This is a genomic window from Caballeronia sp. BCC1704, from assembly GCF_902833455.1.
Taxonomy (GTDB): domain Bacteria; phylum Pseudomonadota; class Gammaproteobacteria; order Burkholderiales; family Burkholderiaceae; genus Caballeronia.
The window spans coordinates 394069-418699 of sequence record NZ_CADFFT010000005.1; the positions used below are offsets into that span (position 1 = coordinate 394069).

The 24631-nt window shown below is 65.6% G+C and carries 25 protein-coding genes; 18 read left to right on the forward strand and 7 right to left on the reverse strand.

Translation table 11 applies throughout. The features are described from left to right. Window positions 1-14: 14 nt before the first annotated feature. The gene (locus HWX53_RS24865) at window positions 15-1073 is read left to right on the forward strand and encodes a LacI family DNA-binding transcriptional regulator (RefSeq protein ID WP_175945858.1); all 1059 of its coding nucleotides are present in this window, start codon (window positions 15-17) and stop codon (window positions 1071-1073) included. Window positions 1074-1077: 4 nt separating this feature from the next. Here the strand turns inward: HWX53_RS24865 and nudC are convergent, their stop codons facing one another. Then, window positions 1078-2007 carry an NAD(+) diphosphatase gene (gene nudC, locus HWX53_RS24870; RefSeq protein ID WP_175945860.1) on the reverse strand — a complete coding sequence of 310 codons (930 nt, stop codon included), beginning with the start codon at window positions 2005-2007 and terminating at the stop codon, window positions 1078-1080. Between the two features lie 129 nt (window positions 2008-2136). Between nudC and HWX53_RS24875 the strand changes: the two genes are divergently transcribed. Both HWX53_RS24875 and HWX53_RS24880 read left to right on the forward strand, forming a co-directional pair. After that, window positions 2137-3069, forward strand: a complete 933-nt coding sequence (locus HWX53_RS24875) for a glycosyltransferase family 4 protein (protein ID WP_175945862.1) — start codon at window positions 2137-2139, stop codon at window positions 3067-3069. Between the two features lie 94 nt (window positions 3070-3163). After that, window positions 3164-3505 carry a hypothetical protein gene (locus HWX53_RS24880; RefSeq protein ID WP_175945864.1) on the forward strand — a complete coding sequence of 114 codons (342 nt, stop codon included), beginning with the start codon at window positions 3164-3166 and terminating at the stop codon, window positions 3503-3505. Window positions 3506-3527: 22 nt separating this feature from the next. Here HWX53_RS24880 and HWX53_RS24885 read toward each other — a convergent pair whose 3' ends face one another. Then, window positions 3528-4052: a response regulator transcription factor gene (locus HWX53_RS24885; protein ID WP_175945866.1), complete on the reverse strand. Its 525-nt coding sequence runs from the start codon at window positions 4050-4052 to the stop codon at window positions 3528-3530. 256 nt (window positions 4053-4308) lie between these two features. Between HWX53_RS24885 and HWX53_RS24890 the strand changes: the two genes are divergently transcribed. The 4 genes from HWX53_RS24890 (at window position 4309) to HWX53_RS24905 (ending at window position 7690) form a co-directional block, all read left to right on the forward strand. Then, complete coding sequence (locus tag HWX53_RS24890; protein WP_175945867.1) at window positions 4309-4968, forward strand: glutathione S-transferase family protein; 660 nt, start codon at window positions 4309-4311, stop codon at window positions 4966-4968. Between the two features lie 26 nt (window positions 4969-4994). After that, window positions 4995-5705 carry a DUF899 family protein gene (locus HWX53_RS24895; protein ID WP_175945868.1) on the forward strand — a complete coding sequence of 237 codons (711 nt, stop codon included), beginning with the start codon at window positions 4995-4997 and terminating at the stop codon, window positions 5703-5705. A 124-nt stretch (window positions 5706-5829) separates the two neighbouring features. Then, window positions 5830-6531 carry a septal ring lytic transglycosylase RlpA family protein gene (locus HWX53_RS24900; RefSeq protein WP_175945869.1) on the forward strand — a complete coding sequence of 234 codons (702 nt, stop codon included), beginning with the start codon at window positions 5830-5832 and terminating at the stop codon, window positions 6529-6531. Window positions 6532-6628: 97 nt separating this feature from the next. Then, the gene (locus HWX53_RS24905) at window positions 6629-7690 is read left to right on the forward strand and encodes a phytoene/squalene synthase family protein (protein ID WP_175945870.1); all 1062 of its coding nucleotides are present in this window, start codon (window positions 6629-6631) and stop codon (window positions 7688-7690) included. Here HWX53_RS24905 and HWX53_RS24910 read toward each other — a convergent pair. Continuing rightward, window positions 7668-8489 (reverse strand): LysR substrate-binding domain-containing protein, encoded by an 822-nt coding sequence (locus HWX53_RS24910; protein ID WP_175946213.1) that lies wholly within the window; start codon window positions 8487-8489, stop codon window positions 7668-7670. The two genes, HWX53_RS24905 and HWX53_RS24910, sit on opposite strands and share 23 nt — an antisense overlap. Window positions 8490-8627: 138 nt before the next feature. Here HWX53_RS24910 and HWX53_RS24915 point away from each other — a divergent pair, with 138 nt between their 5' ends. The 4 genes from HWX53_RS24915 to HWX53_RS24930 all read left to right on the forward strand — a co-directional run bounded on the left by HWX53_RS24915 (window position 8628) and on the right by HWX53_RS24930 (window position 11533). Then, window positions 8628-9497 carry an alpha/beta hydrolase gene (locus tag HWX53_RS24915; RefSeq protein ID WP_175945871.1) on the forward strand — a complete coding sequence of 290 codons (870 nt, stop codon included), beginning with the start codon at window positions 8628-8630 and terminating at the stop codon, window positions 9495-9497. A gap of 141 nt (window positions 9498-9638) precedes the next feature. Further along, entirely contained in the window at window positions 9639-10022 is a 384-nt protein-coding gene (locus HWX53_RS24920) for a hypothetical protein (protein WP_175945872.1), read from the forward strand. Window positions 10023-10178: 156 nt separating this feature from the next. Further along, window positions 10179-11081 carry a fructose bisphosphate aldolase gene (locus HWX53_RS24925; RefSeq protein ID WP_244140260.1) on the forward strand — a complete coding sequence of 301 codons (903 nt, stop codon included), beginning with the start codon at window positions 10179-10181 and terminating at the stop codon, window positions 11079-11081. 236 nt (window positions 11082-11317) lie between these two features. Beyond that, a complete protein-coding gene (locus tag HWX53_RS24930; RefSeq protein WP_175945875.1) occupies window positions 11318-11533 on the forward strand; it encodes a hypothetical protein in 216 nt (71 codons plus the stop codon). 25 nt (window positions 11534-11558) lie between these two features. On the opposite strand, the gene HWX53_RS24935 is transcribed toward HWX53_RS24930, so the two are convergent. Then, window positions 11559-12500, reverse strand: coding sequence for a LysR family transcriptional regulator (locus tag HWX53_RS24935; protein ID WP_175946215.1), 942 nt, complete (start codon window positions 12498-12500; stop codon window positions 11559-11561). A 111-nt stretch (window positions 12501-12611) separates the two neighbouring features. Between HWX53_RS24935 and HWX53_RS24940 the strand changes: the two genes are divergently transcribed. The 7 genes from HWX53_RS24940 to HWX53_RS24970 all read left to right on the forward strand — a co-directional run bounded on the left by HWX53_RS24940 (window position 12612) and on the right by HWX53_RS24970 (window position 19951). Then, window positions 12612-14123 (forward strand): CoA-acylating methylmalonate-semialdehyde dehydrogenase, encoded by a 1512-nt coding sequence (locus HWX53_RS24940; RefSeq protein ID WP_175945877.1) that lies wholly within the window; start codon window positions 12612-12614, stop codon window positions 14121-14123. 96 nt (window positions 14124-14219) lie between these two features. Continuing rightward, window positions 14220-15344, forward strand: coding sequence for a nitronate monooxygenase (locus HWX53_RS24945; protein ID WP_175945879.1), 1125 nt, complete (start codon window positions 14220-14222; stop codon window positions 15342-15344). A gap of 88 nt (window positions 15345-15432) precedes the next feature. Continuing rightward, window positions 15433-16383 carry a TauD/TfdA family dioxygenase gene (locus HWX53_RS24950; protein WP_175945881.1) on the forward strand — a complete coding sequence of 317 codons (951 nt, stop codon included), beginning with the start codon at window positions 15433-15435 and terminating at the stop codon, window positions 16381-16383. 35 nt (window positions 16384-16418) lie between these two features. Then, the gene (locus tag HWX53_RS24955; protein ID WP_175945883.1) at window positions 16419-17495 is read left to right on the forward strand and encodes an ABC transporter substrate-binding protein; all 1077 of its coding nucleotides are present in this window, start codon (window positions 16419-16421) and stop codon (window positions 17493-17495) included. A gap of 29 nt (window positions 17496-17524) precedes the next feature. Further along, window positions 17525-18352 (forward strand): ABC transporter permease, encoded by an 828-nt coding sequence (locus tag HWX53_RS24960; RefSeq protein ID WP_175945885.1) that lies wholly within the window; start codon window positions 17525-17527, stop codon window positions 18350-18352. Between the two features lie 9 nt (window positions 18353-18361). Beyond that, window positions 18362-19165, forward strand: coding sequence for an ABC transporter permease (locus tag HWX53_RS24965; protein ID WP_175945887.1), 804 nt, complete (start codon window positions 18362-18364; stop codon window positions 19163-19165). Window positions 19166-19177: 12 nt separating this feature from the next. Beyond that, complete coding sequence (locus HWX53_RS24970; RefSeq protein ID WP_175945889.1) at window positions 19178-19951, forward strand: ABC transporter ATP-binding protein; 774 nt, start codon at window positions 19178-19180, stop codon at window positions 19949-19951. Here HWX53_RS24970 and HWX53_RS24975 read toward each other — a convergent pair. The 3 genes from HWX53_RS24975 to treF form a co-directional block, all read right to left on the reverse strand. Further along, window positions 19948-22272 carry a transglycosylase domain-containing protein gene (locus tag HWX53_RS24975; protein ID WP_244140278.1) on the reverse strand — a complete coding sequence of 775 codons (2325 nt, stop codon included), beginning with the start codon at window positions 22270-22272 and terminating at the stop codon, window positions 19948-19950. The genes HWX53_RS24970 and HWX53_RS24975 overlap by 4 nt on opposite strands. A gap of 119 nt (window positions 22273-22391) precedes the next feature. Further along, window positions 22392-22733, reverse strand: coding sequence for a zinc ribbon domain-containing protein YjdM (locus HWX53_RS24980; RefSeq protein WP_175945893.1), 342 nt, complete (start codon window positions 22731-22733; stop codon window positions 22392-22394). Window positions 22734-22818: 85 nt separating this feature from the next. Then, entirely contained in the window at window positions 22819-24603 is a 1785-nt protein-coding gene (treF, locus tag HWX53_RS24985) for an alpha,alpha-trehalase TreF (RefSeq protein ID WP_175945895.1), read from the reverse strand. Window positions 24604-24631: the final 28 nt, after the last annotated feature.

Here is a 24631-nt window from a genome sequence, read left to right on the forward strand (position 1 = left end):
GCGTCAATCCATGCATGACCAAGCTCGCCGACATCTCTGACGACGCCGCAAAGGCGGGCCCCGCGCCGCGCCGCACGCGTGGCACATCGAAGGGCGTGCGCATCACGGACGTGGCGGCGTCCGCGGGCGTCTCTCCGATCACCGTCTCACGCGTGTTCAACGCGCCCGAGACCGTCGCGCCCGAGACGCTCGCCCGCGTGCGCCGCGCGGTGAGCGAGCTCGGCTACGTGCCGAACCGGCTGGCGGGCGGTTTGTCGTCGGCGAAATCGCGGCTGATCGCGGCCATCGTGCCGACCGTCGCGCATTCGCTCTTCTCGGAAACCGTGCAGGTGTTCAGCGATACCATGTCGCGCGCCGGCTATCAGGTGTTGCTCGGCCTGTCGGGCTACAGCGACGAAAACGAGGACCAACTGCTCGACGCCGTGCTGAGCCGCCGTCCGGAAGGCGTGTTGCTGACGGGCGTCGCGCATACGCCGACGCTGCGCGAACGGCTGCGCAAGATCGGCATTCCGATTGTCGAGACGTGGGACATGACCGACGACCCGATCGACATGCTCGTCGGGTTTTCGCACTATCGGATCGGCGCGGCGGTGGCCGAGCGCTTCGTCGCGCGCGGCGCGGCGCATCCGGCGCTCGTCTGCGCGACGGATCAGCGCGCGCTCGCGCGGCGGCGCGGTTTCATCGACACGCTCGCTTCGCACGGCATGCGCGACGTCGCCGATGTGCTGATGCCGCCGCCTTCGTCGGTGGCGCTCGGGAAAGACGCGCTGCGGCGCATTCAGGAGTCGACGCCCGAGGTCGACGCGATATTCTGCAGTTCGGATCTGCTCGCGCTCGGCGTGGTCTCCGAGGCGCGGCGGCTCGGACTCGACGTGCCCGCGCGGCTCGCCGTGTGCGGCTTCGGCGACCTCGACTTCGCCGCGGACACGACGCCCGCGCTCACCACGGTGCGCGTGGATGGCAAGCGCATCGGCGCGACCGCTGCGCGCTGCCTGATCGACCGGCTCGGCGGCGCCGCGCCGGTTGCGCCGGTCGATGTCGGCTTCGAGATCATCGAGCGCGAGACGCTCTGAGGCTTCAGTCGCCTTCGACGAACGCCTTCAGCAAGTGATGCGCGATGGCGAAAGCCTTGGGCGCGTTCAATCCTTGCGGGTGCGTGCCGTCGAGCATCGCGCGGACTTCGTCGCGGCTGAACCAGCGGGCGTCTTCGAGCTCTTTTTCGTCGACGGTGATCTCCGTGCCCGTCGCTCGCGCGAAGCAGCCGATCATCAGCGACGACGGGAATGGCCACGGCTGAGACGCGAAATAGCGCACGTCGGCGCAGCGAATGCCGGCTTCCTCCAGCACTTCCCGATACACCGCATGCTCGAACGTCTCGCCCGGCTCGATGAAGCCGGCGAGCGCGGAGTACATGCCCGTCGCGAATTGCGGCTGGCGGCCGAGCAGGCAGCGCTCGCCGTCGGTGACGAGCATGATGACCACTGGATCGACGCGCGGAAAGTGCTGCGCGCCGCAGTGGCCGCAAATGCGCCGCCAGCCGGCGCCCGCGCTGTCCGTCGGATTTCCGCAGTTCGCGCAGAAGCGGTGCCGCCGATGCCAGTCGAGCATCGACCGCGCTTCGCCGAGCGCGCTTACGAGCGGCGGCGCGACGAGCCCTTGCATGGCGACCGGGCGCAGTTCGATCGCTTGGACGCTCGCGCCCGGGAGCGCATCGGCGGCGGCCTCGGCGGTCGTATCGATCGTGCAGGCGAACAGCGCGCGTTGGTCGGCGTCGCGCCCGAGCAGCACGGTCTGCAGCGGCGTGCCGTACTGCGCGGCTTCATGAGCGAGAAAGAGCGGATCGTGGCCGTCCGTGCGCTTGAATAGCGGCACGTTGTTCACGAAGAGCAGAAAGCGCGTTGCGGCGTCGTCGTTGAGGCTCGCGAGAAACGCTTCGTCGTCGCGCTTCTCGGACATGCGGTCGAGCGGGTCTTGCGTAAAACCGATGGCGTCTGGCGGCGTGGGCATGGTGTGTGCGAAGGTCGGCGGCGCGCGCCGGGGAAGAGTCAAGCGAGCATCGTAGCGAAGTTGACGCATCCTTGCTGACGGGCCGCTATGCTATAAGACGCGGCATTCTGTTATCTGCGACTTGGAATCATGGAGATCAACGAAATTTCGCGCGGCGCCAACGGCGGCACGGAACTCATGCTGCGCCGATTGCATCGCAGCCTCGACGCAGGGCTCTTGTCGAAGTTTCAGATCATCGCGTCGCGCGTTCGCGATATCGACCCGGACAGAAAGACAATTCTGTGGCTTCACGACGTGCCGACCGTCGAGACCGCCGGTCTGAAAAGCGCCGAGTATCGGAAGCAATTCGCGAAGATCGTGATGGTTTCCGACTGGCAGATGCAGATGTTTCACATCTTCCACGGCGTGCCGTATTCGGATTTCGTCGTCATCCGCAACGGTATCGAGCCGATACCCGCGCAGCCGAAGCCCGATGCGGGCCAAGTCGTCAACATCATCTATCACACGACGCCGCAGCGTGGCCTCGCGCTGCTCGTGCCGGCGTTCGAGCGCGTGCAGGCGGCTCTCGGCGGGCTGCATCTGCATGTGTATTCGTCGTTTGCCGCGTATGGGAAGCCGGACATGGACGAACCGTTCCGGCCGCTTTTCGAGCGATGCCGGCAGCATTCCGACATCAGCTATCACGGCTTTCAGCCCTATGAAACCGTGCGGCACGCGCTTCAGCAGAGCCACATCTTCGCGTATCCGTCGATATGGCCGGAGACTTCGTGCCTCGCCGCCATCGAAGCAATGTCGGCTGGCAATCTCGTCGTCGCGCCGAACTACGGCGGCCTCTTCGACACCTGTAACCGATGGGCTCTGAGCTACCAGTGGACGGAAGACGCCGACCAGCACGTCTCGCGCTTCGCGCAGGCGCTGTCCGACGCGGTTCTGCAGGTTCGGAACGATCCGGCGCGCCATGCGGCGCACGTTCGCGCGCAGAAAGCGTTCGCTGACCAGTTCTACGACTGGAACGCCATCGCGCCCGTGTGGGACCGCATGTTGCGCCAATTGCTGGCGTGACGAGGCTTGCCGACCCTTTCGGATTATTCCGCTGGCGCGTGCCGACGCGCGGCTTCTAGAGTTTCGGTCCCCCCAATTCGGAAAGGAGACGCTCGTGGAGTCGAACGTGACGGTGTCGGTCAACGAGAACGGCCATGCGGTCATCACCCACGCGATGCCGCTCGTGGACTATTGCGTGAAGCGCGCCCAGACGCTGCGCGCGATGGTCGAAGTCGTAAGCCGCGCGCACGGCCATATCGACGGGGCGAGCGAGTGCTCGCCCGCGCTCGCGAAACCGCTGATGGAACTGATCCGCGCTCAAGTCGAAGAACTCGCGCCGCTCTTCCGGGCGCTCGATCAACGCGCGTACGAGAAAGGGTTCGACGACGGCAAGGACGTGAGTTACGCGGACAAGAAGGCGCGCGAGGTCTCGAAGGACGCTTCGCCGTCCGCGTGAGCCGGAAGTCACGCGGGCGAGCTTACATGCGCGCGGCGAGGGTCGTCGCGCTCAGGCGTACTTCGCGATAGATCGTGTTCGGATCAAACGCTTGCGCGTTGCGGCGCTCGTTTTCGAGGCACGCCGCGATGCGCGGCGAGATCACGCCTTTCACGCCCGACAGCACGCGCTCGCAGACGCGTCCGAGATCCTTCAGTTCGTCGCGCGTACTCGCTATGCCGTGTGCGCCCGCGCGCTGCATCGCGCGAATCGCGAGTGGATCGCTGTCGGCAATCAAGGCAACGAGCGGCGTGTGCGGCGCGCATTCGCGCAGCTTGCGCAGGATGCCGAACCTGTCGGCCGCCGGGCGCGTATGCGCACCGAGCGCGCCGCCCACGATCACCAGTTCCCCGTCCGCGTCGCGCAGCTTTGAGAGCAACTGCTCTTCGACCGTCGCGCTCGCGACCACGCGATAACGCTCGCGCGTTTCGAACCACGTCTGCAGTCCCAGCACGATGACCGGCTGCTCGTCTGCGACAACGACCCTTATCTTGTCCTTGCGTAACATTTCTTGCCTCGACCCAGTGATTGTTTCGTCATTTCCGTGCGAGCGGTTCTCGTGACAGCTTCGCGACGGAACCCCGCACGGTAGCAAAGGCCCAGTCCGGCGACAATGCGGCGCGCGCGGACGCTGCGTCGCACAACAAAATTTTCTCGTTCCGGTGCGCGAAGTTGTCGATTCGCCGCCACGTCGCGCGTCGTCGATATAACCGGCATGCAGCGCGCCGACCATTCCTATGCGAAGTTTCCTGCGGAGTCTGCCGATGAGTCTGATCCTTTATGCCCATCCTTTTTCGTCGTACTGTCAGAAAGCGCTGATTGCGCTCTACGAGAACGAGACGCCGTTTGCCTGGCGGCCGCTCACGCCCGACGCGCCGCAGTCTATGCGCGAACTTGCCGAGATCTGGCCCATCAGAAAATTTCCCGTGCTGGTCGACGGCGGCAAGCCGGTGATCGAAGCGACGATCATCATCGAATATCTGGACGTGTTCTATCCCGGCCCCGTGCGCCTGATTCCGGACGATCCGCGCGCGGCGCTCGAAGTGCGCTGGATGGACCGCTTCTTCGACAATTACATGGCCACACCGCAGCAGAAGATCGTGTTCGACTGCATGCGGGCCGAGAATGAACGCGATGCCCGCGGCGTCGCGGACGCCCGCGCGATGCTCGATACGTCATACGCGTTTCTGGACCGCGTGATGGCGAACCGCGAATGGGCCGCGGGCGATGCCTTCAGCCTCGCCGACTGCGCCGCCGCGCCGTTCCTGTTCTACGCGGACTGGACGCATCGGATCGGTGACGTTTATCCGAACGTGATCGCGTATCGCAAGCGGCTGCTCGCGCGGCCGTCGTTCGCGCGGGCGGTCGACGAGGCGCGGCCGTATCGGCCGCTCTTTCCGCTCGGCGCGCCGGATCGCGATTGAGCCGAATTCAACTCAGGAGAGCCAGCATGACATCACCGACGACGACACGTGTTCCGGCCGCCGAGTTGGCGAACCGCGCCAGCATGCGGTTTCCGAACGAAAGCGCCGAATACCGCCGGGCGCGCACCGCGTTGCTCGCGGAGGAAATCGAATTGCGGCGGCACATCGAACGCGTCGCGCAGATGCGGCGCGCGCTGCCGCCCGGCGGCGAGGTCACGGGCGACTACCGCTTCGAAGGCGAGCACGGTGTCGTCGATATGGCCGGTCTGTTCGGCGACAAGCAAACGCTCGTGACGTACAGCTACATGTTCGGACCGCAACGCGAGCGCCCGTGTCCGATGTGCACGTCGCTGCTCTCGGCGTGGGAAGGCGAAGCGCGCGATATCGAACAGCGCGTCGCGCTGGCGGTGATCGCGCGCTCGCCGCTGACACGGCTTCTTGCCTTCAAGCGCGAACGAGGCTGGCGCGATCTCAAGCTGTACTCCGACGTGAACGGCAATTTCAGCCGTGATTACCACGCCGTTTCGAAAGACGGCGGCGACGAGCCGGCGCTCAACGTGTTTACGCGGCGCGACGGCGTGATCCGCCATTTCTGGAGCGGCGAAATGGATTTCGCGACGGCCGATCCGGGCGAAGATCCGCGCGGCGCGCCGGACCCGATGCCGCTTTGGACCGTGCTCGACATGACGCCGGAAGGACGCGGCACCGACTGGTATCCGAAGCTCGAATACGTCTGAGGCGTCGGCGGCGTATCTGTCAACTTGAGTCATATCTGCGCGACGCGGGTCAACTACCGCGACGACATTGCGTTATGGGCGAGCCGGTTCCGGGTGAACCGGCGTTACATGGAGAAGCTCGCTCATGGTCGCAAAGGCATGGATTCGCCGTTCGCGCGTGGCCGGTGTCGCATCGGTCGGCGCATGGATGCTGCTGAGCGGCTGCGCGGCGCATCGGCCCGCGGTCGCAACGCCGCCGCCGCAGAAAAAACCGCAAGAGGAAAGCGCGCCCGCGGCGGCATCGGCGGTGGATGCGGTGGTTGCGTCGGCGCCCGATGAGGCATCGGCGGCGGCGCCTGAGCCGTCGCCGTCGTCATCGCCCGAAACGGCCTTCGACGACGCATCGCCTGCGTTTCGGCAAGTCGGCGAGGCGTCGTATTACGCTGGCAAGTTCCAAGGCCGTCGCACTGCGAGCGGCGAGCGGTACGACATGCACGCGCTCACGGCGGCGCATCGCACGCTGCCGCTCGGGACGTATGTGCGCGTCAGCAATCTGTCGAGAACGAAGTCGGTCGTCGTGCGAATCAACGATCGCGGGCCGTTCGTGAAGACGCGCGTGATCGATCTGTCTTTCGCCGCCGCGAGCGTGCTCGGTCTGCAACAGGCCGGACGCGCGCGCGTGGTGCTGGAACCGGTGACGTCCGTCGCGCTGGACCTCGCGCCGACGCACGCAGCGTCGGCTCACGCCGCTCACACCCGACAGCATCGCCACACGAAAGCGGCCGTCAAGCCGGTGATGCTGCATATCTCGCATGTCCGGCATCGCATGCCGGCGCACAAGCACTAGCGCGCGAGCGCAGCCAATGCGCTAGCGAAATTGCGCGGACGGATACAATGCGGCGGCGCGCACGGCCGCGCGCCTCGCCGAGTCTCCGATCCGACACATGAACCCATCACCCCGCGCGTTTCTGCTGGGCCCGTTGCTGAAGCGCGTTTCCCGGTCTTTCTATCTGACGCTGCGCGTCCTGCCGCCCGGCATGCGCGACCCCATCGGGCTCGCGTATCTGCTCGCGCGGGCGGCCGATACCATCGCGGATACGTCGCTCGTGGCGCCCGAGCGGCGTCTCGCATTGCTGCTGTCGCTGCGCGCGCAGGTCAACGGCGAGCCGGACGACGGCGCGCTCTCGCGCATCGAAAGCGAAGTGGCGGGGCAGCAGGCGCAGCCCGACGAACGCACGCTGCTCGAATCGCTCGGCGCGGCGCTCGCGATCCTGCGCGAGACGAACGCCGCCGACCGCGCCGCCGTGCGCGACATCGTCACGACGCTGACCACCGGCATGGAGTTCGATCTGCGCACGTTCCCCGACGAAACGTCCGAGCAAGTCGTCGCCCTGCAACGCTTCGACGAACTCGACCGCTATACGTATCTCGTCGCGGGATGCGTCGGCGAGTTCTGGACGAAGATGACCTACGCGCACAGCCCGGCCAAGCTGAAGGCCGCGCCCGACGCGATGCTCGCGCGAGGCGTGCGCTTCGGCCAAGCGTTGCAGATGACGAACGTGCTGCGCGATTGCGCGCGCGATTTGCGCATCGGCCGATGCTATCTGCCCGGCGACATGCTCGCGCGTCATGGCCTGACGCCGACGGATCTGCTCGATTCAAGCGCTTCGGCGGGAGCGCGGCCCGTGCTCGCGGACCTGCTGCGCACGACGCTCGCGCTGTATCGCGATGCGCTCGACTACACCTTCGCCATTCCCGCGAGCGCCGTGCGGCTGCGGCTCGCGTGCCTGTGGCCGATCATGATCGGCCTGGAGACGCTGGTGCTGCTTGCGCGCAACGACGCGTGGCTCGACCCCGCGCGCGTCTCGAAGGTTCGCCGCAACGACGTCTATCGCATCATGGCTGCGTCGCTGCCGCTGGTCGCATCGAACAGATTGGTGCGCGCGTGGGCGTCGCGTCGCATGGGCGCGATCGAAGCGGAACTCAACGCCGCAACTCCGCGATGATGCGTTCCGCCAGAAAATCGCACGGCGGACGCTTCGAGGCCGCGCTGCGCGCGAGCACCACTTCCAGCGCCGCGATTTCCGGCAACCCGTGCGCTTGCCCGAGCAGCGTGAACCGCGACGGCACCGCGCATTTCGCGAGCGGCGCGACGGCGAGACCGGCTTCGACCATGGTCAAGAGTCCGAGCAGGCTAGGACTTTCGTAAGACGTGCGATAGCCGATGCGCGCCCGCTCCAGACTGCGAACGGCGTTCTCGCGCGCGACGCTGCCCGGCAGAAACACCGCGATCGGCAGCGGCCGCTCGCGCCAGATTTCGTTGGCGCTCGGCGCAGCGGCCCAGACCATCGGCTCGTGCCGCAGAAACTCGCCCGTGATGCCCTTGATGCGCGTCGCGCAGACGAGATCGACTGCGCCGTCTTTCAGCATGGGCGCGAGCGCGGCGCTAGGCAGGCCGACCACCTGAATCTCGACCTTCGGATACGTCGCGGAGAATTTCTTGAGAATCGGCGGAAAGAGCGACGACGCGTAGTCGTCCGGCACGCCGATCACTACGCGCCCGGTCACGTCGGGCCGCACGACCGCCGCCCACGCTTCGTCGCGCAGCGCGATCATGCGGCGCGCGTAGGCGAGCAGCACTTCGCCGTCTTGCGTGGGCACCACGCTGCGCGGCTTGCGCACGAACAGCGCCTTGCCGAGCGCGGTTTCGAGCGTCTTGATCTGCATGCTCACGGCCGATTGCGAGCGATGCACCAGCTCCGCCGCGCGGCTGATGTTTCCGGTGTCGGCGACGGCGACGATCATCGAGAGAACGTCGAGGTCGAGGGCTTTCAGGTTCGTGGTCAAGAGCGCGCGCCATCAGAAAAGCTGAACGGTTCTATCAATATTATGCGATTTTCTTTTGCATCGGGGCGCGGCATAGTGCACGAAAGGAGCGAACCGATGAACGCGCGTACCGATCCCGCCGTGCTGACCGCAGTGCAAACTCTGCCCGAACCGTCGTTTGCGACGGTGGCCTCGGGCATCTCGGTGCCTTACGTCGAATGCGGCGAAGGCGAGCCGTTGCTGTTCATTCACGGTTCGCTCTGCGATTTCCGCTGGTGGAGCGCGCAACTCGCGCCGCTCGGCGAAGACTTTCGCTGCATCGCGCCGAGCCTGAGCCACTACTGGCCGGCCGTCGACGCGTACGTGCAGGGCGACTTCGGCTGGGAAGCGCACGTCGCGGAAATGGCGGACTTCATCGCCGCGCTGGACCTCGCGCCCGTGCATCTCGTCGGGCATTCGCGTGGCGGCTGCATCGCGTTTCATCTGGCGCGTGAGTATCCGCGGCTCGTAAAGACGCTGACGCTCGCCGACCCGGGCGGTCCGCTGCAAACGTCCGCTCAGTCCACGCCCGCCGCGCTGCCGCCCGCGACGAACGCGCTGCGCACGCGCGTCGCGGAACTGATCGAAGCGGGCGAGTTCGACGCGGGGCTCGAAATGTTCGTCGATTCGGTCAGCATGCCGGGCTTCTGGCGCAAGAGCACGGAGAGCTTCCGGCGCATGGCGCTCGACAACGCGCTCACGCTGCCGAAGCAGTTCCGCGATCCGCTGCCCGCCTACACGCGCGAGGCGGCGCGCGACATCAAGTGCCGCACGCTTTTGATCGACGGACAGAAGAGTCCGCGCATGTTCCGCAACAACGTCGAAAAGCTCGACGAGTGGATCGAATTCGCCGAGCGCGAGACGATTGCCGGGGCATCGCACGGAATGAACGTCGCGAGTCCCGGCGCGTTCAACCGCGCGGTGCGGACTTTCGCGGCGGCCTGGTAACGCGCCCGGCCGAACGGTCGTGCGGCGCGCGGCGCGACTGCTTCTCGTCGTACTTTTTGTGCGAATGTTGTGACATGACAACGGAAAACCGGCGGCGCTCGGGCTAACATCGTCCGCACCTCATTGCCGAGAGAGGCATGTGTGAGCACGGGCCACGACGATCTCGCCGCATGGAACCGCCAGCGCACCGTCACGCTGGCGCTGGAACTGGCCGATAGCGGCCGCTACGAGAATTTCGCCGACATCGCCTACGCGCTGCAATTCGAGCACGGAATGGCTTCCGCGCAGGCGCTCATCGATCATCCGGACATGCGCCGCCAGCTGAACGCGCGATGCGCCGATGCCCGCGAGGCGCTCCTTCCCGACGCGCCGGAACAACCGCAGGCGCCGGAAATGCCGGAATCGCTTTCGGCGCAATCCGCCACGCCGTCATTCTTGCGCCGCGCCGCCGGCGCGCTCCGGCGCGCGGGCGCGAGCACGGCACAGCCTGTCGCGCCCGGCGACCTCAATTCCGCTGCTTCCTGATCTTTCGGCGCGAAAACGCCCCGCGAATGGCCGCAACGCCGGGGATTTGGCGGATTTGCACGAGAAAGCCACGCCTCAAAACCATTAAACTTGAAGGAGTTGAACCAAAAGCCCGGACCGTGCTCGCGCGCTCCGGTGTTTGAACTTTGAGGAGGAATGCTCGTGGCTAACGAGAAGATGCTGGCGCAGATGGCGGAAAAGCAGGGTTTCATCGCCGCTCTGGATCAAAGCGGTGGTTCGACGCCCGGCGCGCTGCGTCAATACGGAATTCCGGATGACGCCTACAACGGCGACGCCGAAATGTTCAAGCTGATGCACGACATGCGCGTGCGCATCATGACCGCGCCCGCCTTCACGGGCGACAAGGTGATCGGCGCGATCCTGTTCGAACGCACGATGGACGGCGAAGCCGAAGGCAAGCCGGTGCCCACGTTCCTGTGGGAAGACCGCGGCGTCGTGCCGTTCCTGAAGGTCGACAAGGGCCTCGAAGCCGAGGCCGACGGCGTTCAGGTGATGAAGCCGATTCCCGGCCTCGACGAGCTGCTCCAGCGCGCCGCGAAGCTCGGCGTGTTCGGCACGAAGATGCGCTCGGTCATCCATCAGGCGAACGAGAAGGGCATCGCGGCGGTCGCGCAGCAGCAGTTCGAAGTAGGCGCGCAGATCATCGCGCAGGGTCTGGTGCCGATTCTCGAACCGGAAGTCTCGATCAAGAGTCCGGACAAGAAGGGCGCGGAAAAGATTCTGCGCGACGAGCTGCTCAAGGGGCTGGACGCACTGCCGGAATCGAGCAACGTGATGATCAAGCTCACCATTCCGGACGAAGCGGACTTCTATCGGCCGCTGATCGAGCATCCGCGCGTCGTGCGCGTGGTCGCGCTGTCGGGCGGCTATTCGCGCACCGACGCATGCAAGCGCCTCGCCGAGAATCACGGCATGATCGCGAGCTTCTCGCGCGCGCTGATCAACGAGCTTCAGAAGTCGATGAGCGACAGCGAGTTCAACGCGACGCTTGCGAAGTCTATCGACGAGATTTACGAGGCGTCGGTCGAGAAGGTCTAAGCATCGACTGACTGCTTTCACGAAAAACGCGCCCCTTCGTGGGCGCGTTTTTCATGGCAGGCCCCGTGCGCAATCCATCCGATTATTAACTGGGGTTTGCCGTTGTTGTGGCGCGTATGCTCGGTCCCTATACTTCAACATATGGGACACGAGCCGCGAGACGCAACGCGTTTCGCCAGCTTGCGGTCGTCATTCGTCACGGCACCGCGTGCCGAACCATAGCCGACGCCCTCACTATGAACGATCTCGCCTGGGGCCTATTCTTTTTGGTCTCCTCACTATCGGCGGTTGCACTGCTTTCCTGCACGATCGCGACCTATCTCGACCTCTGGCATCTCCCTGACGACCGGCTCGACGAAGAGCGCTTTCGCGTTCTGCGCTCGACGTGGTTCTTTTACGCGAGCGCGTGCACCTGCCTCACTTCGGTGGGTTGCCTGCTCTATGTGACGTGATCCACCGAACGACGCAGCGACCGCCTCAAAGCGGAAAGCCGCCCGCGAAAGCCTCGCGCAGGTACCCGATGAATAGCGCGACGGCGCGCGGCACATGCGTCGCATAGGGCCGCACCACGTAAAGCTGATCCGCGAACGCGCCCACGGGCCGCCAGTCCGGCAGCAGCACGACGAGCTTGCCGGCCTGCACCGCCGCTTGCGCCGTGAAGTCGGGCAATAGCGCGATGCCGAGATCGTCGAGCGCCGCATCGCGCAGCAATTCGCTGTTGTTCGCCGAGAACGCGCCGTTGATCGCGAGCGTGAACGGTCCCGCCGTGGTCTTGCGCGCGCCCTTGCGCACGAACGACCAGATGCTCGCGGCTTGCGTGCGCGGATAGTACAGGCAGTCGTGCACGGCGAGATCGGCGGGCGTGGCGGGCGTGCCGCGCCGCCGCAAATAGGCGCGCGTCGCGACGATCACCGAATGCGTATCGCACAGCTTCCACGCGACATGCGTTTCCGGCGCCTGCGCGCTATGACGAATGGCGAGATCGAAGCCTTCAGTCGCAATCGACGTCAGCCGGTCCGACGCCTCCAGTTGCACGCGCACTTCCGGATGCGCGTGCAGAAAGCCCGCGAGCTTCGGCACAATCTGCTGCCGCGCGAAAGCCACCGGCGCCGTCATACGAATCAGGCCGCGCGCCACGCCCGCCATCTCGCGCACGCTCGAAAAACTCGTCGCAATCTGCGCGTACTGTGCGCGCGTATCGTCGACGAGCCGGCGGCCCGCTTCCGTGAAGCGCACGCTGCGCGTCGTGCGCGTGACGAGCGGGACGCCCGCCGCGCGCTCCAGTTCCGCGATGCGCTGGCTCATCGCCGCCTTGCTCACGCCGAGGCGCGCGGCCGCCGCCGTGTAGCTGCCTTGTTCGGCGAGCACCGTCAGCCAGTGCAGATGCGTCCAGAGCGCTTCGATCTTTTGCTCGTCCATGCGCGGATTGTTTGCCATCGTGAACAACGAGTTCAATCATAGCGCCTTTGCACGGCCCGATTCGCTTCCTACACTTGTCGTATTGCCGAAACGTTCGAGACAGGAGACGAAATGCAAGCCTTCAACGATACCGCCGATGTCGTCCACTACATTCACGGCGAGCGAGTGAGCGGATCGGGCGCGCGCTCGCAGCCCATCTTCAACCCCGCGACCGGCGAGCGTCCGCGCAAGCTCGTGCTGGGCGAAGCGGCGGACGTCGAAGCGGCGGTGCAAAGCGCGAAGGCCGCCTTTCCCGCGTGGCGCGACACGCCGCCCATCCGTCGTGCGCGCATCATGCAGCGCTTTCTCGAACTGATGAATCAGCACCGCGACGAGCTCGCCGCGATCATCACGGCCGAGCACGGCAAAGTGTTCACGGATGCGCAAGGCGAAGTGACGCGCGGCATCGAAGTGATCGAATTCGCGTGCGGCATTCCGCAACTGTTGAAAGGCGACTTCACCGAGCAAGTCTCCACGGGGATGGACAACTGGACGCTGCGCCAGCCGCTCGGCATCGTCGCGGGCATCACGCCGTTCAATTTCCCGTGCATGGTGCCGTGCTGGATGTTCCCGGTCGCCATTGCAACGGGCAACGCGTTTATCCTGAAGCCGAGCGAGCGCGATCCGTCCGCGTCGCTCTTCATGGCGAATCTGCTGAAGAAAGCCGGCTTGCCCGACGGTATCTTCAACGTCGTTCAGGGCGACAAGGTCGTCGTGGATGCGCTGCTCGAACATCCGGACGTTCGCGCGATCAGCTTCGTCGGCTCGACGCCTATCGCCAATTACATTTACGAAACGGGCGCGAAGCATGGCAAACGCGTGCAGGCGCTCGGCGGCGCGAAGAACCACATGGTCGTGATGCCGGATGCGGATATCGACCAGGCCGTCGATGCGCTGATCGGCGCGGCGTACGGCTCGGCGGGCGAACGCTGCATGGCGATTTCGGTCGCCGTGCTGGTGGGCGATGTCGCCGACAAGATCGTGCCGCGCCTGGCCGAACGCGCCCGTCAGCTCGTCGTGAAGAACGGCATGGAGCCGGACGCCGAAATGGGCCCGATCGTCACGCGCGCCGCGCTGGAGCGCATCGAGGGCTATATTGCGATGGGCGTGGACGAAGGCGCGCAACTCGTCGTCGACGGGCGCGGCCTGAAAGTGCCAGGTCACGAAGACGGCTTTTTCACGGGCGGCACGCTGTTCGACCACGTGAAGCCGGGGATGCGCATCTACAAGGAAGAGATCTTCGGGCCGGTGCTCGCGTGCGTGCGCGCGAAGGACTTCAGCGAAGCGGTGGATCTCGTCAACGCGCACGAGTTCGGCAACGGCGTCGCGTGCTACACGCGCGATGGACACATCGCCCGCGAATTCGGCCGACGCATCGAAGTCGGCATGGTCGGCATCAACGTGCCGATTCCGGTGCCGATGGCATGGCACGGCTTCGGCGGCTGGAAGCGTTCGCTCTTCGGCGACACGCATGCTTACGGCGAAGAAGGCGTGCGCTTCTATACGAAGCAGAAGTCGATCATGCAGCGTTGGCCCGAAAGCACGGAGAAGGGCGCGGAATTCGTGATGCCGACCGCGAAGTAATATATGAGTGCATGAACCTGGCGCCCGCTGATTTCTCGGAATTCAGCGGGCGTTGTGCGTTGTGCGTGCCGGTTGACCGCGTGAGAGGACATTCGAATGACTCAGCAGACCAGACACAACACCTTGATGCCCTTGCTCGGCATCACGAAGCCGATCATTCAGGCGCCGATGGCAGGCGTGAGCACGCCCGCGCTCGCGGCGGCGGTATCGAACGCGGGCGGGCTCGGCTCGCTCGGCGTCGGCGCGATGAACGCGGAAGGCGCGCGCAGCGTGATCCGCGAAACGCGCGCGCTGACAGACAAGCCGTTCAACATCAACGTGTTCTGCCATCGTCCGGCGCAGGCGAACGAGGCCGTCGAGAAGGCATGGATCGACTGGCTCGCGCCGCTTTTCGCGCAGTACGACGCCAAACCGCCGCAAAAGCTCGCCGAAATCTATACGAGCTTCGTCGTCGACGATGCCATGCTAAAGGTCTTCGTCGAAGAGAAGCCCGCCATCGTGAGCTTTCATTTCGGACCGCCATCTAACGACGCGATAGACGCGTTGCGCAAGGCGGGCATCACATTGATGGCCGCAGCCACCAACTTACGCGAAGCGGAACAAGTGGTCGCCGCGGGCATGGATGCGATCATCGCGCAGGGCGTCGAAGCGGGCGGGCATCGCGGCGTCTTCGACACCGAAGCCGACGACGACCGTATCGGGACGTTCGCGCTCACGCGCCTGATCGCCCGCAAATTCGACGTGCCCGTGATCGCGGCGGGCGGCATCATGGATGGCGCGGGCATCGCGGCGGCGCTCGCGCTCGGCGCGCAGGCGGCGCAAATGGGCACGGCCTTCGTGCCTTGCACGGAGACGTCGATCGACGCGGGTTTTCGCCGTGCCATCCTGAGCGATGCCGCGACTCGCACGACATTCACAGCAGCGATCTCGGGTCGGGCCGCGCGTGGTCTCGTCAACAAGTTCACGGAGCTGGGCCGCAGCGCGGACGCGCCTGCGCATCCGGATTATCCGATCACCTACGACGCCGGCAAGGCCTTGCACGCGGCGGCGAAGGCGAAGGGCGAGTTCGGCTACGGCGCGCAGTGGGCGGGGCAAGCGGCGGCGCTCGCGCGCGAGATGCCGGCTGCGGAACTGATGGCGCAATTGAGCGCGGAACTCGAAGAGAGCATCGGCGAACTTCAGCACTACGCACATGCTTTGCGCATGACATCGACGCTGTAAAGCTAAGTCGAAACGCTTCGTTGGTCAGGCGGTGGCGAGATGCTTCAATGTTTTCTCCCAACCGACACCAAGATCAACGGAGCCCACGATGTCCGATACCGTTTCGCTCGCCAACGAATCTTCCAGCGACACCGCACGCCAGCCCGCCACGTCACACGAGCCGTTTCAGGTCCGCCCGATAGGCGGGCGCATCGGTGCCGAAGTGCGTGGCGTGACGCTCTCGGCGGATCTCGACGATACCGCCATCGGCGTCATCAACGCGGCGCTGCTTCGGCATAAGGTGCTGTTCTTCCGCGGCCAGTCGCATCTCGACGACGCCGCGCAAGAAGCCTTCGCCGCCCGCTTCGGCGAAACGGTCGCGCATCCGACGGTGCCTTCGCTTGCAAGCGGTAGCCGCCTGCTCGAACTCGACTCGAAGCACGGCGCGCGCGCGAATTCATGGCATACGGACGTCACATTCGTCGACGCGTACCCCAAGATTTCGATTCTTCGCGGCGTGGTAATTCCGCCCGCGGGCGGCGACACGGTTTGGGCCAACACGGCCGCCGCATACGAACACTTGCCGCAAGCCTTGCGCGAACTCGCCGACGGTTTGTGGGCGCTGCATACGAACGCCTACGACTACGCCGCCGCGCGCAATACGCCGGACACCGAAGCGGACCGCGAGTACCGCCAGCAGTTCACCTCCACGCTGTACGAGACGGAGCATCCGGTGGTGCGCGTGCATCCGGAGACGGGCGAGCGCACGCTCGTTCTCGGCCACTTCGTGCAGCGGTTCATCGGCTTGTCGCAGCGGGATTCCGACCGGCTGCTCGCGATCTTTCACGATCACATCACGCGTCTGGAGAACACCGTGCGCTGGCGCTGGACGCAGGGCGACGTCGCGATCTGGGACAACCGCGCGACGCAGCACTACGCGGTGAACGATTACGGCGACGCGCATCGCGTGGTGCGGCGCGCGACCGTGCATGGCGATGTGCCCGTGGGCATCGACGGACGCACGAGCCGCATCGTCAAGCGCGAGACGCGCACGCATTGATCTTTGCCGACGCCCTCCACTTCAGCGATCAAGCGATGAAATCGAGCAGACTCTCTGGCCTCATCACACGCAGTCTGGCCGCGTGGTTCGGCGCGGCATTGATATGCGTCGCGCATGCGGCGCAGCCCGACGTGGTGCGCATCGGCGTCGCGCAGCAAGGCATGGGCGATCCCCCGACGTTCGGGGGATCGCCTGCCGCGACCGCGCAATTGCAGCATCGCGTGGAAGATGCGCTGAAGCCCGAGCACATCAATGTGCAATGGCTCTTCTTCAAAGGCGCGGGACCTGCCGTGAACGAGGCGCTCGCGAACAAGCAAGTCGACTTCGCGTATCAGGGCGATTTGCCCTCGGTGCTCGGACGCGCCAACGGGCTCAAGACGCATTTGCTACTCGCGTCGAACGTGCGCACCGGCGTTTATCTCGCGGTGCCGCCGGACTCCGACATCAAGGGCGTAAAAGACCTGAAGGGCAAGCGCGTCGGAATATTTCGGGGTACGAATCTACAGCTCGTGACGGACAACGTGCTCAAGGAGAACGGACTGAGCGAGCGCGACTTGCGCGTCATCAACCTCGATACGGCGGCGGCGCAGGCGGCGCTCGCGTCGAAGGGCGTGGATGCGGTGTTCCTCGACTATTCGCTGTTCAAGTTGCAGCGTCAGGGGCTGGCGAAGATCGTCTACGCGTCGCGCAATGACGGCTTGCAGCTGACGCGCCAGGCGCATCTGCTCGTGCTGGAAGACTTCGAGCACGCGCATCCCGATACGGTGCAGAAAGTGGTGACGGCGGTGGTGCAGGCGGCGCAATGGTCGTCGGATGAAGCGAACCGCAACGCGCTCTTCGCGCTGTGGGCGAAAAGCGGCGTGCCGGTCGAATCGTGGCAGGCCGAGTATGCGAACCAGCCGATGAAGGAACGCATGTCGCCGCTCATCGATCCCTTTCTGGTCGCGCGCTATCAGGCCGTCGCCGACGACGCGCTGCGCCTCAATCTGATCCGTCAGCCCGTCAGCGTCAACGGCTGGTTCGAGCCGAAGTATCTCGACGAGGCCATCAAATCGCTGAAGCTCGATGCCTACTGGCCGCGCTTCGATGCGTCGGGCAAGCCGCAGGCGTGACGCGCTCAACCTTCACGGAGAACAGGCTCATGGCGAACACACTGTCCCGCGCGTTGCCCACGGCCGAGCGCGCCCGCTCTCGCGTGCTCGGCGCGCAGACGCTGCGCGCGGCCGGATGGACCGCGCTTCCCTGGCTTCTGCCCGTTGTGTGCGCGGTGTTGTGGGTGCTCGGCGCGCGTTTCGGATGGATTTCCGCGCAGGTCTTGCCGGCGCCCGCGCTCGTCTTCGAAACGCTCGGCGCGCTCGCCAAAAGCGGCGAGCTATGGACGCATCTGGCCGCGAGCCTCTCACGCGTGGCGGTCGGCTTCATCGGCGGAGTTGCGCTCGGCGTCGCGCTGGGTGCGGCGCTCGGTCTGTCGCGTTCGCTCGAAGCGTATGTCCTGCCGAGCTTCAATGCGATCGTGCAGGTGCCCGTGCTCGGATGGCTGCCGTTCCTGATGATCGTCGTCGGCATCGGCGAGCCGTTGAAGTATCTGCTGATCGGCCATGCTGCGCTCGTGCCGGTCACGCTGAGCACGCTCCAGGGCTTTCGCAATACGCCGCCCGCGCTGCGCGAAGTCGCGTCCGTGTATCGCTATTCGCGCTGGCAGACCATTCTTCACGTCACGCTGCCCGCCGCCATTCCGATGATCGGCACCGGCGTGCGCCTCGCGTTTACGAAGGCGTGGCTGACGCTCGTCGTCGTGGAACTCGTCGCGTCGTCGGAAGGGCTCGGGTATCTGATCGTGTACGGCCGCCAGCTCTTTCAGCTCGATCTCGTTCTGGCGTCAGTGCTGATCGTGGGCGCGATCGGGTTCATCGCGGACCGCTCGCTCGGCGCGGTGGAACGCAGGCTGAATCGCGCGCACGCGGGTTAAGGAGCCGACATGTCCACACTCGAACTCGAAGCCGGAACGCCCGATAAGCAGCGTATCGCCGGTCCGCAGCGCTGGCGCGGCGTCGTGCTGCCGCTCGCGGCGCTCGCGCTGTGGTGGCTCGTGTCGCGTCATGCGCAGCCCGGCCACGGCGTGATGGTCTCGCCCGCGCAAGTGTTTCATGTCGCGCTGGAACAGGCGAAAAGCGGCGCGCTCGCGCGTGCATTGTCGCCATCGCTCGCGCGGGAATTGACCGGCTTTTTGATCGGCACCACGCTCGGCCTCGCCTTGGGCGCGCTGCTCGGCATCTCGCGGCTCGCGCATCGCGCCATTGCGCCGAGCTTCGACACGTTCAAGCAGGTGTCGCTGTTCGCGTGGATTCCGCTCATCTCCGTGTGGTTCGGACTCGGCGATGTCGCGAAGGTCGTCTTCCTCTCGCTCGCCGCGCTGGTGCCGGTCGTCGTGCATACGAGCGACGGCATTCGCGCCGTGCCGCCGCAATGGACCGAGGTCGCGCGCACGTTCGGCTACAGCAAGCTGCAAATGCTCGCGCATGTGGTCTTGCCCGCCGCGTTGCCGTCCGTCTTCACCGGTATCTACCTCGCGCTCATCTACTCGTGGCTCGCCACGCTCGGCGCGGAGTATCTGCTGGTCGCGGGCAGCGGCATCGGCAATACGCTCGTGGACGGCAGCGAGCAGTTTCGAATGGACCTCGTTCTGTTCGGCGTCGTCGTCGTCGGAGTAACGGGCTGGGCGCTCAATGCGCTCGCCCGCGCGATACAGCGGCGATGGTTCGATGCATCGCGCTATGTTTGAGGAGAACAACGAATGGAAGCGATAGCAGCGCAGGACGGCAGCCTCGCCTTGCGGCACGTGAGCAAGCGTTTCGCGGGCGACGACAGCGCGCCCGTGCTCGAGCGCATCGATCTGAACGTGCGGAGCGGCGAGTTCGTGAGCATCGTAGGCGCGAGCGGATGCGGTAAGTCGACGCTCCTGCGGCTCGTCGCGGGCCTCGATGACGCTTTCGAAGGCGAGATCGACTTCGACGGCGCGCGCGTGGTGTCGACGGATCTGTCACGCGGTATCGTGTTTCAGGATCACCGCCTGTTTCCGTGGCTCGATGTGGAACAGAACGTGGCGGTGGCGCTGCGCAACGCGCGCTTGTCGAAGGGCGACAAGGCGAAGGCAGTGGCCGAGCATATCGCGCTCGTCGGGCTGCGCGGGTATGAGCGGCACTATCCGCATCAGCTGTCGGGCGGCATGGCGCAGCGCGTGGCGATTGCCCGCGGTCTCGTCAATCGGCCGCGCCTGTTGCTGCTCGATGAACCGTTCGGCGCGCTCGATGCCCTCACGCGCGCCCGCATGCAGGACGAACTGCAACGCATCTGGGCCGCCGAGCGGATCACGATGGTGCTCGTCACGCACGACGTCGAGGAAGCGGTGCTGCTTGCGGATCGCGTCGTGGTGATGCAGGCGCGGCCGGGACGCATCGCCGACATCGTCGATGTCGACGTGCCGCGTCCCCGCGCTCGCACCGATGCGCGACTCGCGCGTCTCAAAGACGATATCGTCGCCGGGTTCTTTTCCGAAGCCGGGCTCTAAGGCTCCGTGGCGGATGCTGGCGCAGGCGCTTCGCTCGCGGCCACGGCAGGCGATGCGGTCGAAGCAGGAAGCAGCGGCGGTACGGCGGGCAGGATCGGCGGCTGAGGCGGCTGCGGCGGCTGAGGCGTCTCTTCCGTCACTTCTGCCGCCGGTTGCGCAGGCGCACGCTTCACACGCACCGGCTTGTGCACCGCCGTCTGCGCGGGTTTATTCGCGAACGTCTCGTCGATCCATCCGCGCAGCCGCGTGACGAAAGTCTGCCACGCGCTCGGCGGTGCCTGCGTGTCGAAGCGCGCTCGCGAGTCGATCAGGCGCGAGCGCAACGCGCGCTGCACGAAGTCGCCGACCATCGGCAACGCGCTATGCGCGCCTTGTCCCCAGTAGTCGCTGCGCAGCGTCACGCGGCTGTCGTTGAAGCCGACCCACGCGCCCGCCACCAGTTGCGGATGCATCAGGATGAACCAGCCGTCCGCGTTGTCCTGCGTCGTGCCCGTCTTGCCCGCCACATCGCCGCGAATGCCGAAGCGCGTGCGAATGGCCGTGCCCGTGCCGCGATTCACGACATCGCGCATCACGTCGACGAGCTTGTGCGTCGCGTCGATCGATAGCGCCCGCTCCGGCGTGCTTTCGAACTGCGCGAGCACGTCGCCCTTGCGGTTCTCGATGCGCGTGACGAGTAGCGGCTCCACATAATTGCCGTTGTCGGCGATGGTGCCGTACGCCGAGACCATCTCTTTCAGCGTCACCGGACTCGTGCCGAGCGCAAGCGACGGCACCACGTCGAGATGACTCTCGCGCACGCCCATGTCCCGCGCGAGACGTGCGACGCGCGCCGGGCCAACCGACTGCATCAGTTGCGCGGTGATGCGGTTCTTCGAGAACGCGATGCCGTCGCGCAGGCTCACCGGACGGCCGCTCGGCGGCGCTTCGTCCGTGGGATGCCAGGTCTCGTTGCCCTTCACCGGAATGGTCACGTCCTGATCGATGAACGTATCCGTCGGCAGCGCGCCGCGCTCGAACGCCGCGCCGTAGACGAAGGGCTTGAACGTCGAGCCCGGCTGACGGCGTGCCTGTTGAACGTGGTCGAACGGGTCCTGCGTGAAGTCGCGGCTGCCGACCCACGCCTTGATCTGTCCGTTGCGCGGATCGAGCGCGAGAAACGCGGCCTGCACGCGCGTCTTGTTCTCGCAGACGTTGCGCATGAACACGCGATCCGCCATCAGATGCTTCAGGGCGTCCGCGTCGGTCGCGCCGGCATCGCGGGCGGCGCGGTATTCGCTCGTCTCGCGCACGAACGCGCGCGCCAGATCGGCGTCCGCGTTCGCGCAGCCGCCGTGTCCGTTCCAAGCGGCGTTGGCGATCGACTGCAACTGATTGCCCTGCCACGTGAGCGCCTGCGTGGCCATCGACTGAAGGCGCGAGTCGATCGTCGTGCGCACGACGAGCCCGTCCGAATAGATATTGAAGTCGTTGTCGTCGGCCCACGCGATCAGCCACTTGCGCAACTGCTGCGCGAAATGCGGCGCGCGTCCCGGCTCTTCGGTCTGCCGCTCGAAGTCGATGCGTAGCGGCCGCTTCGCGAGCGCGTCGAGTTTCGCGGGCGGAAGATGCCCGAAGCGCACCATCTGGCCGAGCACGATGTTGCGGCGGTCGAGCGCACGTTCGGGATTGATCACCGGGTTGTAGTAGCTGTTGCCCTTCAGCATGCCGATGAGCGTCGCGCTTTCGAGCACATCGAGCTGACCCGCGGACTTGCCGAAGTACGTGCGCGCGGCCATTTCGATACCGTAGGCGTTGTAAAGGAACGGCACCGTGTTCAGATACGTTTCGAGAATCTCGTCTTTCGAATAGACGGCTTCGATCTTGAACGCAGTGATCGCCTCCTTGAGCTTGCGCGTGAGCGTCTGCGAGCGGCCGATCTCATCGGGATACAGATTGCGCGCGAGTTGCTGCGTGAGCGTCGATCCGCCCTGGCGATCGCCCGAGAAAGTGTGCAGCGCCGCCGACGCCGTGCGCCGCCAGTCGATGCCGTGATGCGAGTAGAACCGCCGGTCTTCGGTGGAAATGAGCGCGTCGATGACGTACGGCGAGACCTGCTTCACGCTGACCCATTCACGATGCGTCGGCTTGAATTCGGCGAGCAGCTTGCCATCGGCGGAAAGGATCTGCGCGGGCTGATCGACCTTGGCCTTGCGGATATCGCTGATGCCGGGCGTGAACGGAATCAGCGCGAGCACATACAGGACGAAGAGTGCCGGCAGCAGGAGAAGCGTGCGCGGCCGGACGTGCGGACGCAGCCGGGCCGCGAGACGGGCGAGCATCGCGCGGGCGATGACTTTGAATTCGGACGCAATCAAGACGAAACGGCGGGGCGCGGCGTGGAAAACACGCATCGTAACGCATCTTTACAATGCGCTTGCCGGCCGCGCGGCTCGAACGCTCAAGCCTTGCGCACGAACTCCGATTTGAGGCTCATCGCGCCGAAGCCGTCGATCTTGCAGTCGATATCGTGGTCGCTATCCACGAGGCGGATGTTCTTCACCTTCGTGCCCATCTTGATGACGCCGCCCGAGCCCTTCAGCTTCAGGTCCTTGATGACGGTGACGGTGTCGCCGTCGTTGAGCACGTTGCCCGCCGAATCGCGATAGACCTTGGTGGATGCTTCGGCAGCGGTGTCCGCGTTTGCGCTCCATTCGTGCGCGCACTCCGGGCAGACGTACGCGCCGCCGTCTTCATACGTGAATTCGGAATGGCAGTGCGGGCAAGGGGGAAGTGCGTTCATCGGTTGTCCTTCGGGCCGTGCGTGGCGCAAAAGCGCGTGAGTATAGCGCCGCGCACGGCCGCGATTTCCGACGATCCTAAGTCGCTTATTCCCCGCTCGGCGTCGGCGCCAGCCGATGCGTATTCTTCGACGCCTTCGCCGCCGAAGCCGCCGCGTCCGCGACGCCGGCCGCGCCGGAAGGGACATCGACCGGACGCGTGGTCGCGCCCGCCGCCGACGGATACATGACCATCAACGTGCGCAGCACGCCGTTGGTCCAGCCGAAGCCGTCCTGCAACGGATACTCGCCGCCGCCCGCCGCGGTCGATCCCGCTTTCGCGTCCACATCGTATTTCTCGACGAGCTTGCCGGTGTGCTGGTAATACGCGACGTTCGTCTGAATCCAGCGCTCCGCGATTTGCCGCGCGAGCGCGGACTCGCCATAACGTCGCAGGCCCATGATCGCGAGATATTGCAGCGGCGCCCAGCCGTTGGGCTCGTCCCATTGCTGGCCGGAGCGCACCGTCGTGGTCGCGAGCCCGCCCGCGCGCAGCAGTTTCCCGCGAATCGTCGCTGCCACCGCGCTCGCCTGCGCTTTCGTCGCGATGCCTGCGTACAGCGGATACACCGTCGCGGCGCTCAGGCGATGCGTGAGCGCATGCGCGACGAAATCGTAATCGCCGAACGCGTGCAGTTGCGGGTCCCAGAGATGGCTGCGGATCGCCTGCGCCCGCGCGTGCGCGCGTTGTTCGAAGTCTTCGGCTTGCGCGGCATCGCCTTTCACGCGATACGCCCGCGCCAGCGTGCGTTCGAGATCGTAGAGCAGCGCGTTGAGATCGACCGGCGCGAGCGACGTGACTTCGATCGTCGCAAGCGACTTGCCGTCCGAGAACCAGCGCGAACTGAAGTCCCAGCCGGTTTCGCCGCCCGCGCGCAGATTGCGCCACAAGTCTTCGGCATTACGTTGCGGCATCTGTTTCGCCGTCTCCACGTCTTCACGATACGACTCGTCGCGCGGCGTGGCACGGTCGTCCCAATAGCGGTTCAGGAGCGTGCCGTCGGACAGGCGCACGACATGCCGATACGCCTCGCCGGGCGCGACCTTGTTCTCGCCGTCCATCCAGTACGCGTATTCGCGCGCGAGTTCGGGCAGATAGCGCAGATACGCGCTGTCGCCGTCGGTTTCCGCCGCGAGCTGAACCATCTGCGCGAAGAAGGGCGGCTGCGAGCGGCTCAGATAGTAGCTGCGGTTGCCGTTCGGAATATGCCCGTATCGGTCGATGAGCGTCGCGAAGTTATCCAGTTCGTTCTTCATCAACTCGCGCTGCCCGCTTTGCCGCAGCCCGAGCATGATGAAGTGCGAATCCCAGTAATAGATCTCGTCGAAGCGGTCGCCCGGCACGACATACGCGTACGGCAGCGGCAACAGCGATGACCACGGGCTCGCGTTCGCATCCGGATTGCGGCGCAGAACGGTCCAGAGCGTGTCGATATGCTGCGTCACGCTCTCGTTCGGGTCGGACGCATAGCCCTTGGTTTCGCGCTGCGGCAGCGTGAAGTGCGAGCCGACGAAGCGCGCGAGATCGAACGGCTGCGTCCGGTTTGCATAGTCGATCATGACCTGCTGCGGCGACACGTTCGGCGTCATGTCGGCGAAGGTCTTGCTATCGGGATAGACGCGCGCGAGTTGCACCTCGCGATACAAGTCGCCGTAGAGTTCGGACGGCGGCAGCGGCGACGAGGCGGGCGCGCTCGCCGCCACGGCTGCGGACGCGGCTTGTATTTCGCTTTGTGCTTGCGTGGCGGTTGAGAACGCCGCGGCGCTCGCCGCGATCAGCAATGCGCGTGTAAGAGTGGTGAAGCGTGTGGCAGGGTGTTTCGCTCGATGCATTCGATTCTCCGCGTGATGCCGGAAGTAC

What these genes read in the sequence shown, in the direction of transcription:
- HWX53_RS24925 (WP_244140260.1), top strand. Translation starts at nt 10,179, where the DNA reads ATGCTCGTGGCTAACGAGAAGATGCTGGCGCAGATGGCGGAAAAGCAG.
- HWX53_RS24965 (WP_175945887.1), top strand. Translation starts at nt 18,362, where the DNA reads ATGTCCACACTCGAACTCGAAGCCGGAACGCCCGATAAGCAGCGTATC.
- HWX53_RS24865 (WP_175945858.1), top strand. Translation starts at nt 15, where the DNA reads ATGACCAAGCTCGCCGACATCTCTGACGACGCCGCAAAGGCGGGCCCC.
- HWX53_RS24975 (WP_244140278.1), bottom strand. Translation starts at nt 22,272, where the DNA reads ATGCTCGCCCGTCTCGCGGCCCGGCTGCGTCCGCACGTCCGGCCGCGC.
- HWX53_RS24950 (WP_175945881.1), top strand. Translation starts at nt 15,433, where the DNA reads ATGTCCGATACCGTTTCGCTCGCCAACGAATCTTCCAGCGACACCGCA.
- HWX53_RS24945 (WP_175945879.1), top strand. Translation starts at nt 14,220, where the DNA reads ATGACTCAGCAGACCAGACACAACACCTTGATGCCCTTGCTCGGCATC.
- HWX53_RS24960 (WP_175945885.1), top strand. Translation starts at nt 17,525, where the DNA reads ATGGCGAACACACTGTCCCGCGCGTTGCCCACGGCCGAGCGCGCCCGC.
- nudC (WP_175945860.1), bottom strand. Translation starts at nt 2,007, where the DNA reads ATGCCCACGCCGCCAGACGCCATCGGTTTTACGCAAGACCCGCTCGAC.
- HWX53_RS24910 (WP_175946213.1), bottom strand. Translation starts at nt 8,489, where the DNA reads ATGATCGTCGCCGTCGCCGACACCGGAAACATCAGCCGCGCGGCGGAG.
- HWX53_RS24885 (WP_175945866.1), bottom strand. Translation starts at nt 4,052, where the DNA reads ATGTTACGCAAGGACAAGATAAGGGTCGTTGTCGCAGACGAGCAGCCG.
- HWX53_RS24930 (WP_175945875.1), top strand. Translation starts at nt 11,318, where the DNA reads ATGAACGATCTCGCCTGGGGCCTATTCTTTTTGGTCTCCTCACTATCG.
- treF (WP_175945895.1), bottom strand. Translation starts at nt 24,603, where the DNA reads ATGCATCGAGCGAAACACCCTGCCACACGCTTCACCACTCTTACACGC.
- HWX53_RS24940 (WP_175945877.1), top strand. Translation starts at nt 12,612, where the DNA reads ATGCAAGCCTTCAACGATACCGCCGATGTCGTCCACTACATTCACGGC.
- HWX53_RS24955 (WP_175945883.1), top strand. Translation starts at nt 16,419, where the DNA reads ATGAAATCGAGCAGACTCTCTGGCCTCATCACACGCAGTCTGGCCGCG.
- HWX53_RS24895 (WP_175945868.1), top strand. Translation starts at nt 4,995, where the DNA reads ATGACATCACCGACGACGACACGTGTTCCGGCCGCCGAGTTGGCGAAC.
- HWX53_RS24900 (WP_175945869.1), top strand. Translation starts at nt 5,830, where the DNA reads ATGGTCGCAAAGGCATGGATTCGCCGTTCGCGCGTGGCCGGTGTCGCA.
- HWX53_RS24935 (WP_175946215.1), bottom strand. Translation starts at nt 12,500, where the DNA reads ATGGACGAGCAAAAGATCGAAGCGCTCTGGACGCATCTGCACTGGCTG.
- HWX53_RS24905 (WP_175945870.1), top strand. Translation starts at nt 6,629, where the DNA reads ATGAACCCATCACCCCGCGCGTTTCTGCTGGGCCCGTTGCTGAAGCGC.
- HWX53_RS24970 (WP_175945889.1), top strand. Translation starts at nt 19,178, where the DNA reads ATGGAAGCGATAGCAGCGCAGGACGGCAGCCTCGCCTTGCGGCACGTG.
- HWX53_RS24890 (WP_175945867.1), top strand. Translation starts at nt 4,309, where the DNA reads ATGAGTCTGATCCTTTATGCCCATCCTTTTTCGTCGTACTGTCAGAAA.
- HWX53_RS24980 (WP_175945893.1), bottom strand. Translation starts at nt 22,733, where the DNA reads ATGAACGCACTTCCCCCTTGCCCGCACTGCCATTCCGAATTCACGTAT.
- HWX53_RS24915 (WP_175945871.1), top strand. Translation starts at nt 8,628, where the DNA reads ATGAACGCGCGTACCGATCCCGCCGTGCTGACCGCAGTGCAAACTCTG.
- HWX53_RS24875 (WP_175945862.1), top strand. Translation starts at nt 2,137, where the DNA reads ATGGAGATCAACGAAATTTCGCGCGGCGCCAACGGCGGCACGGAACTC.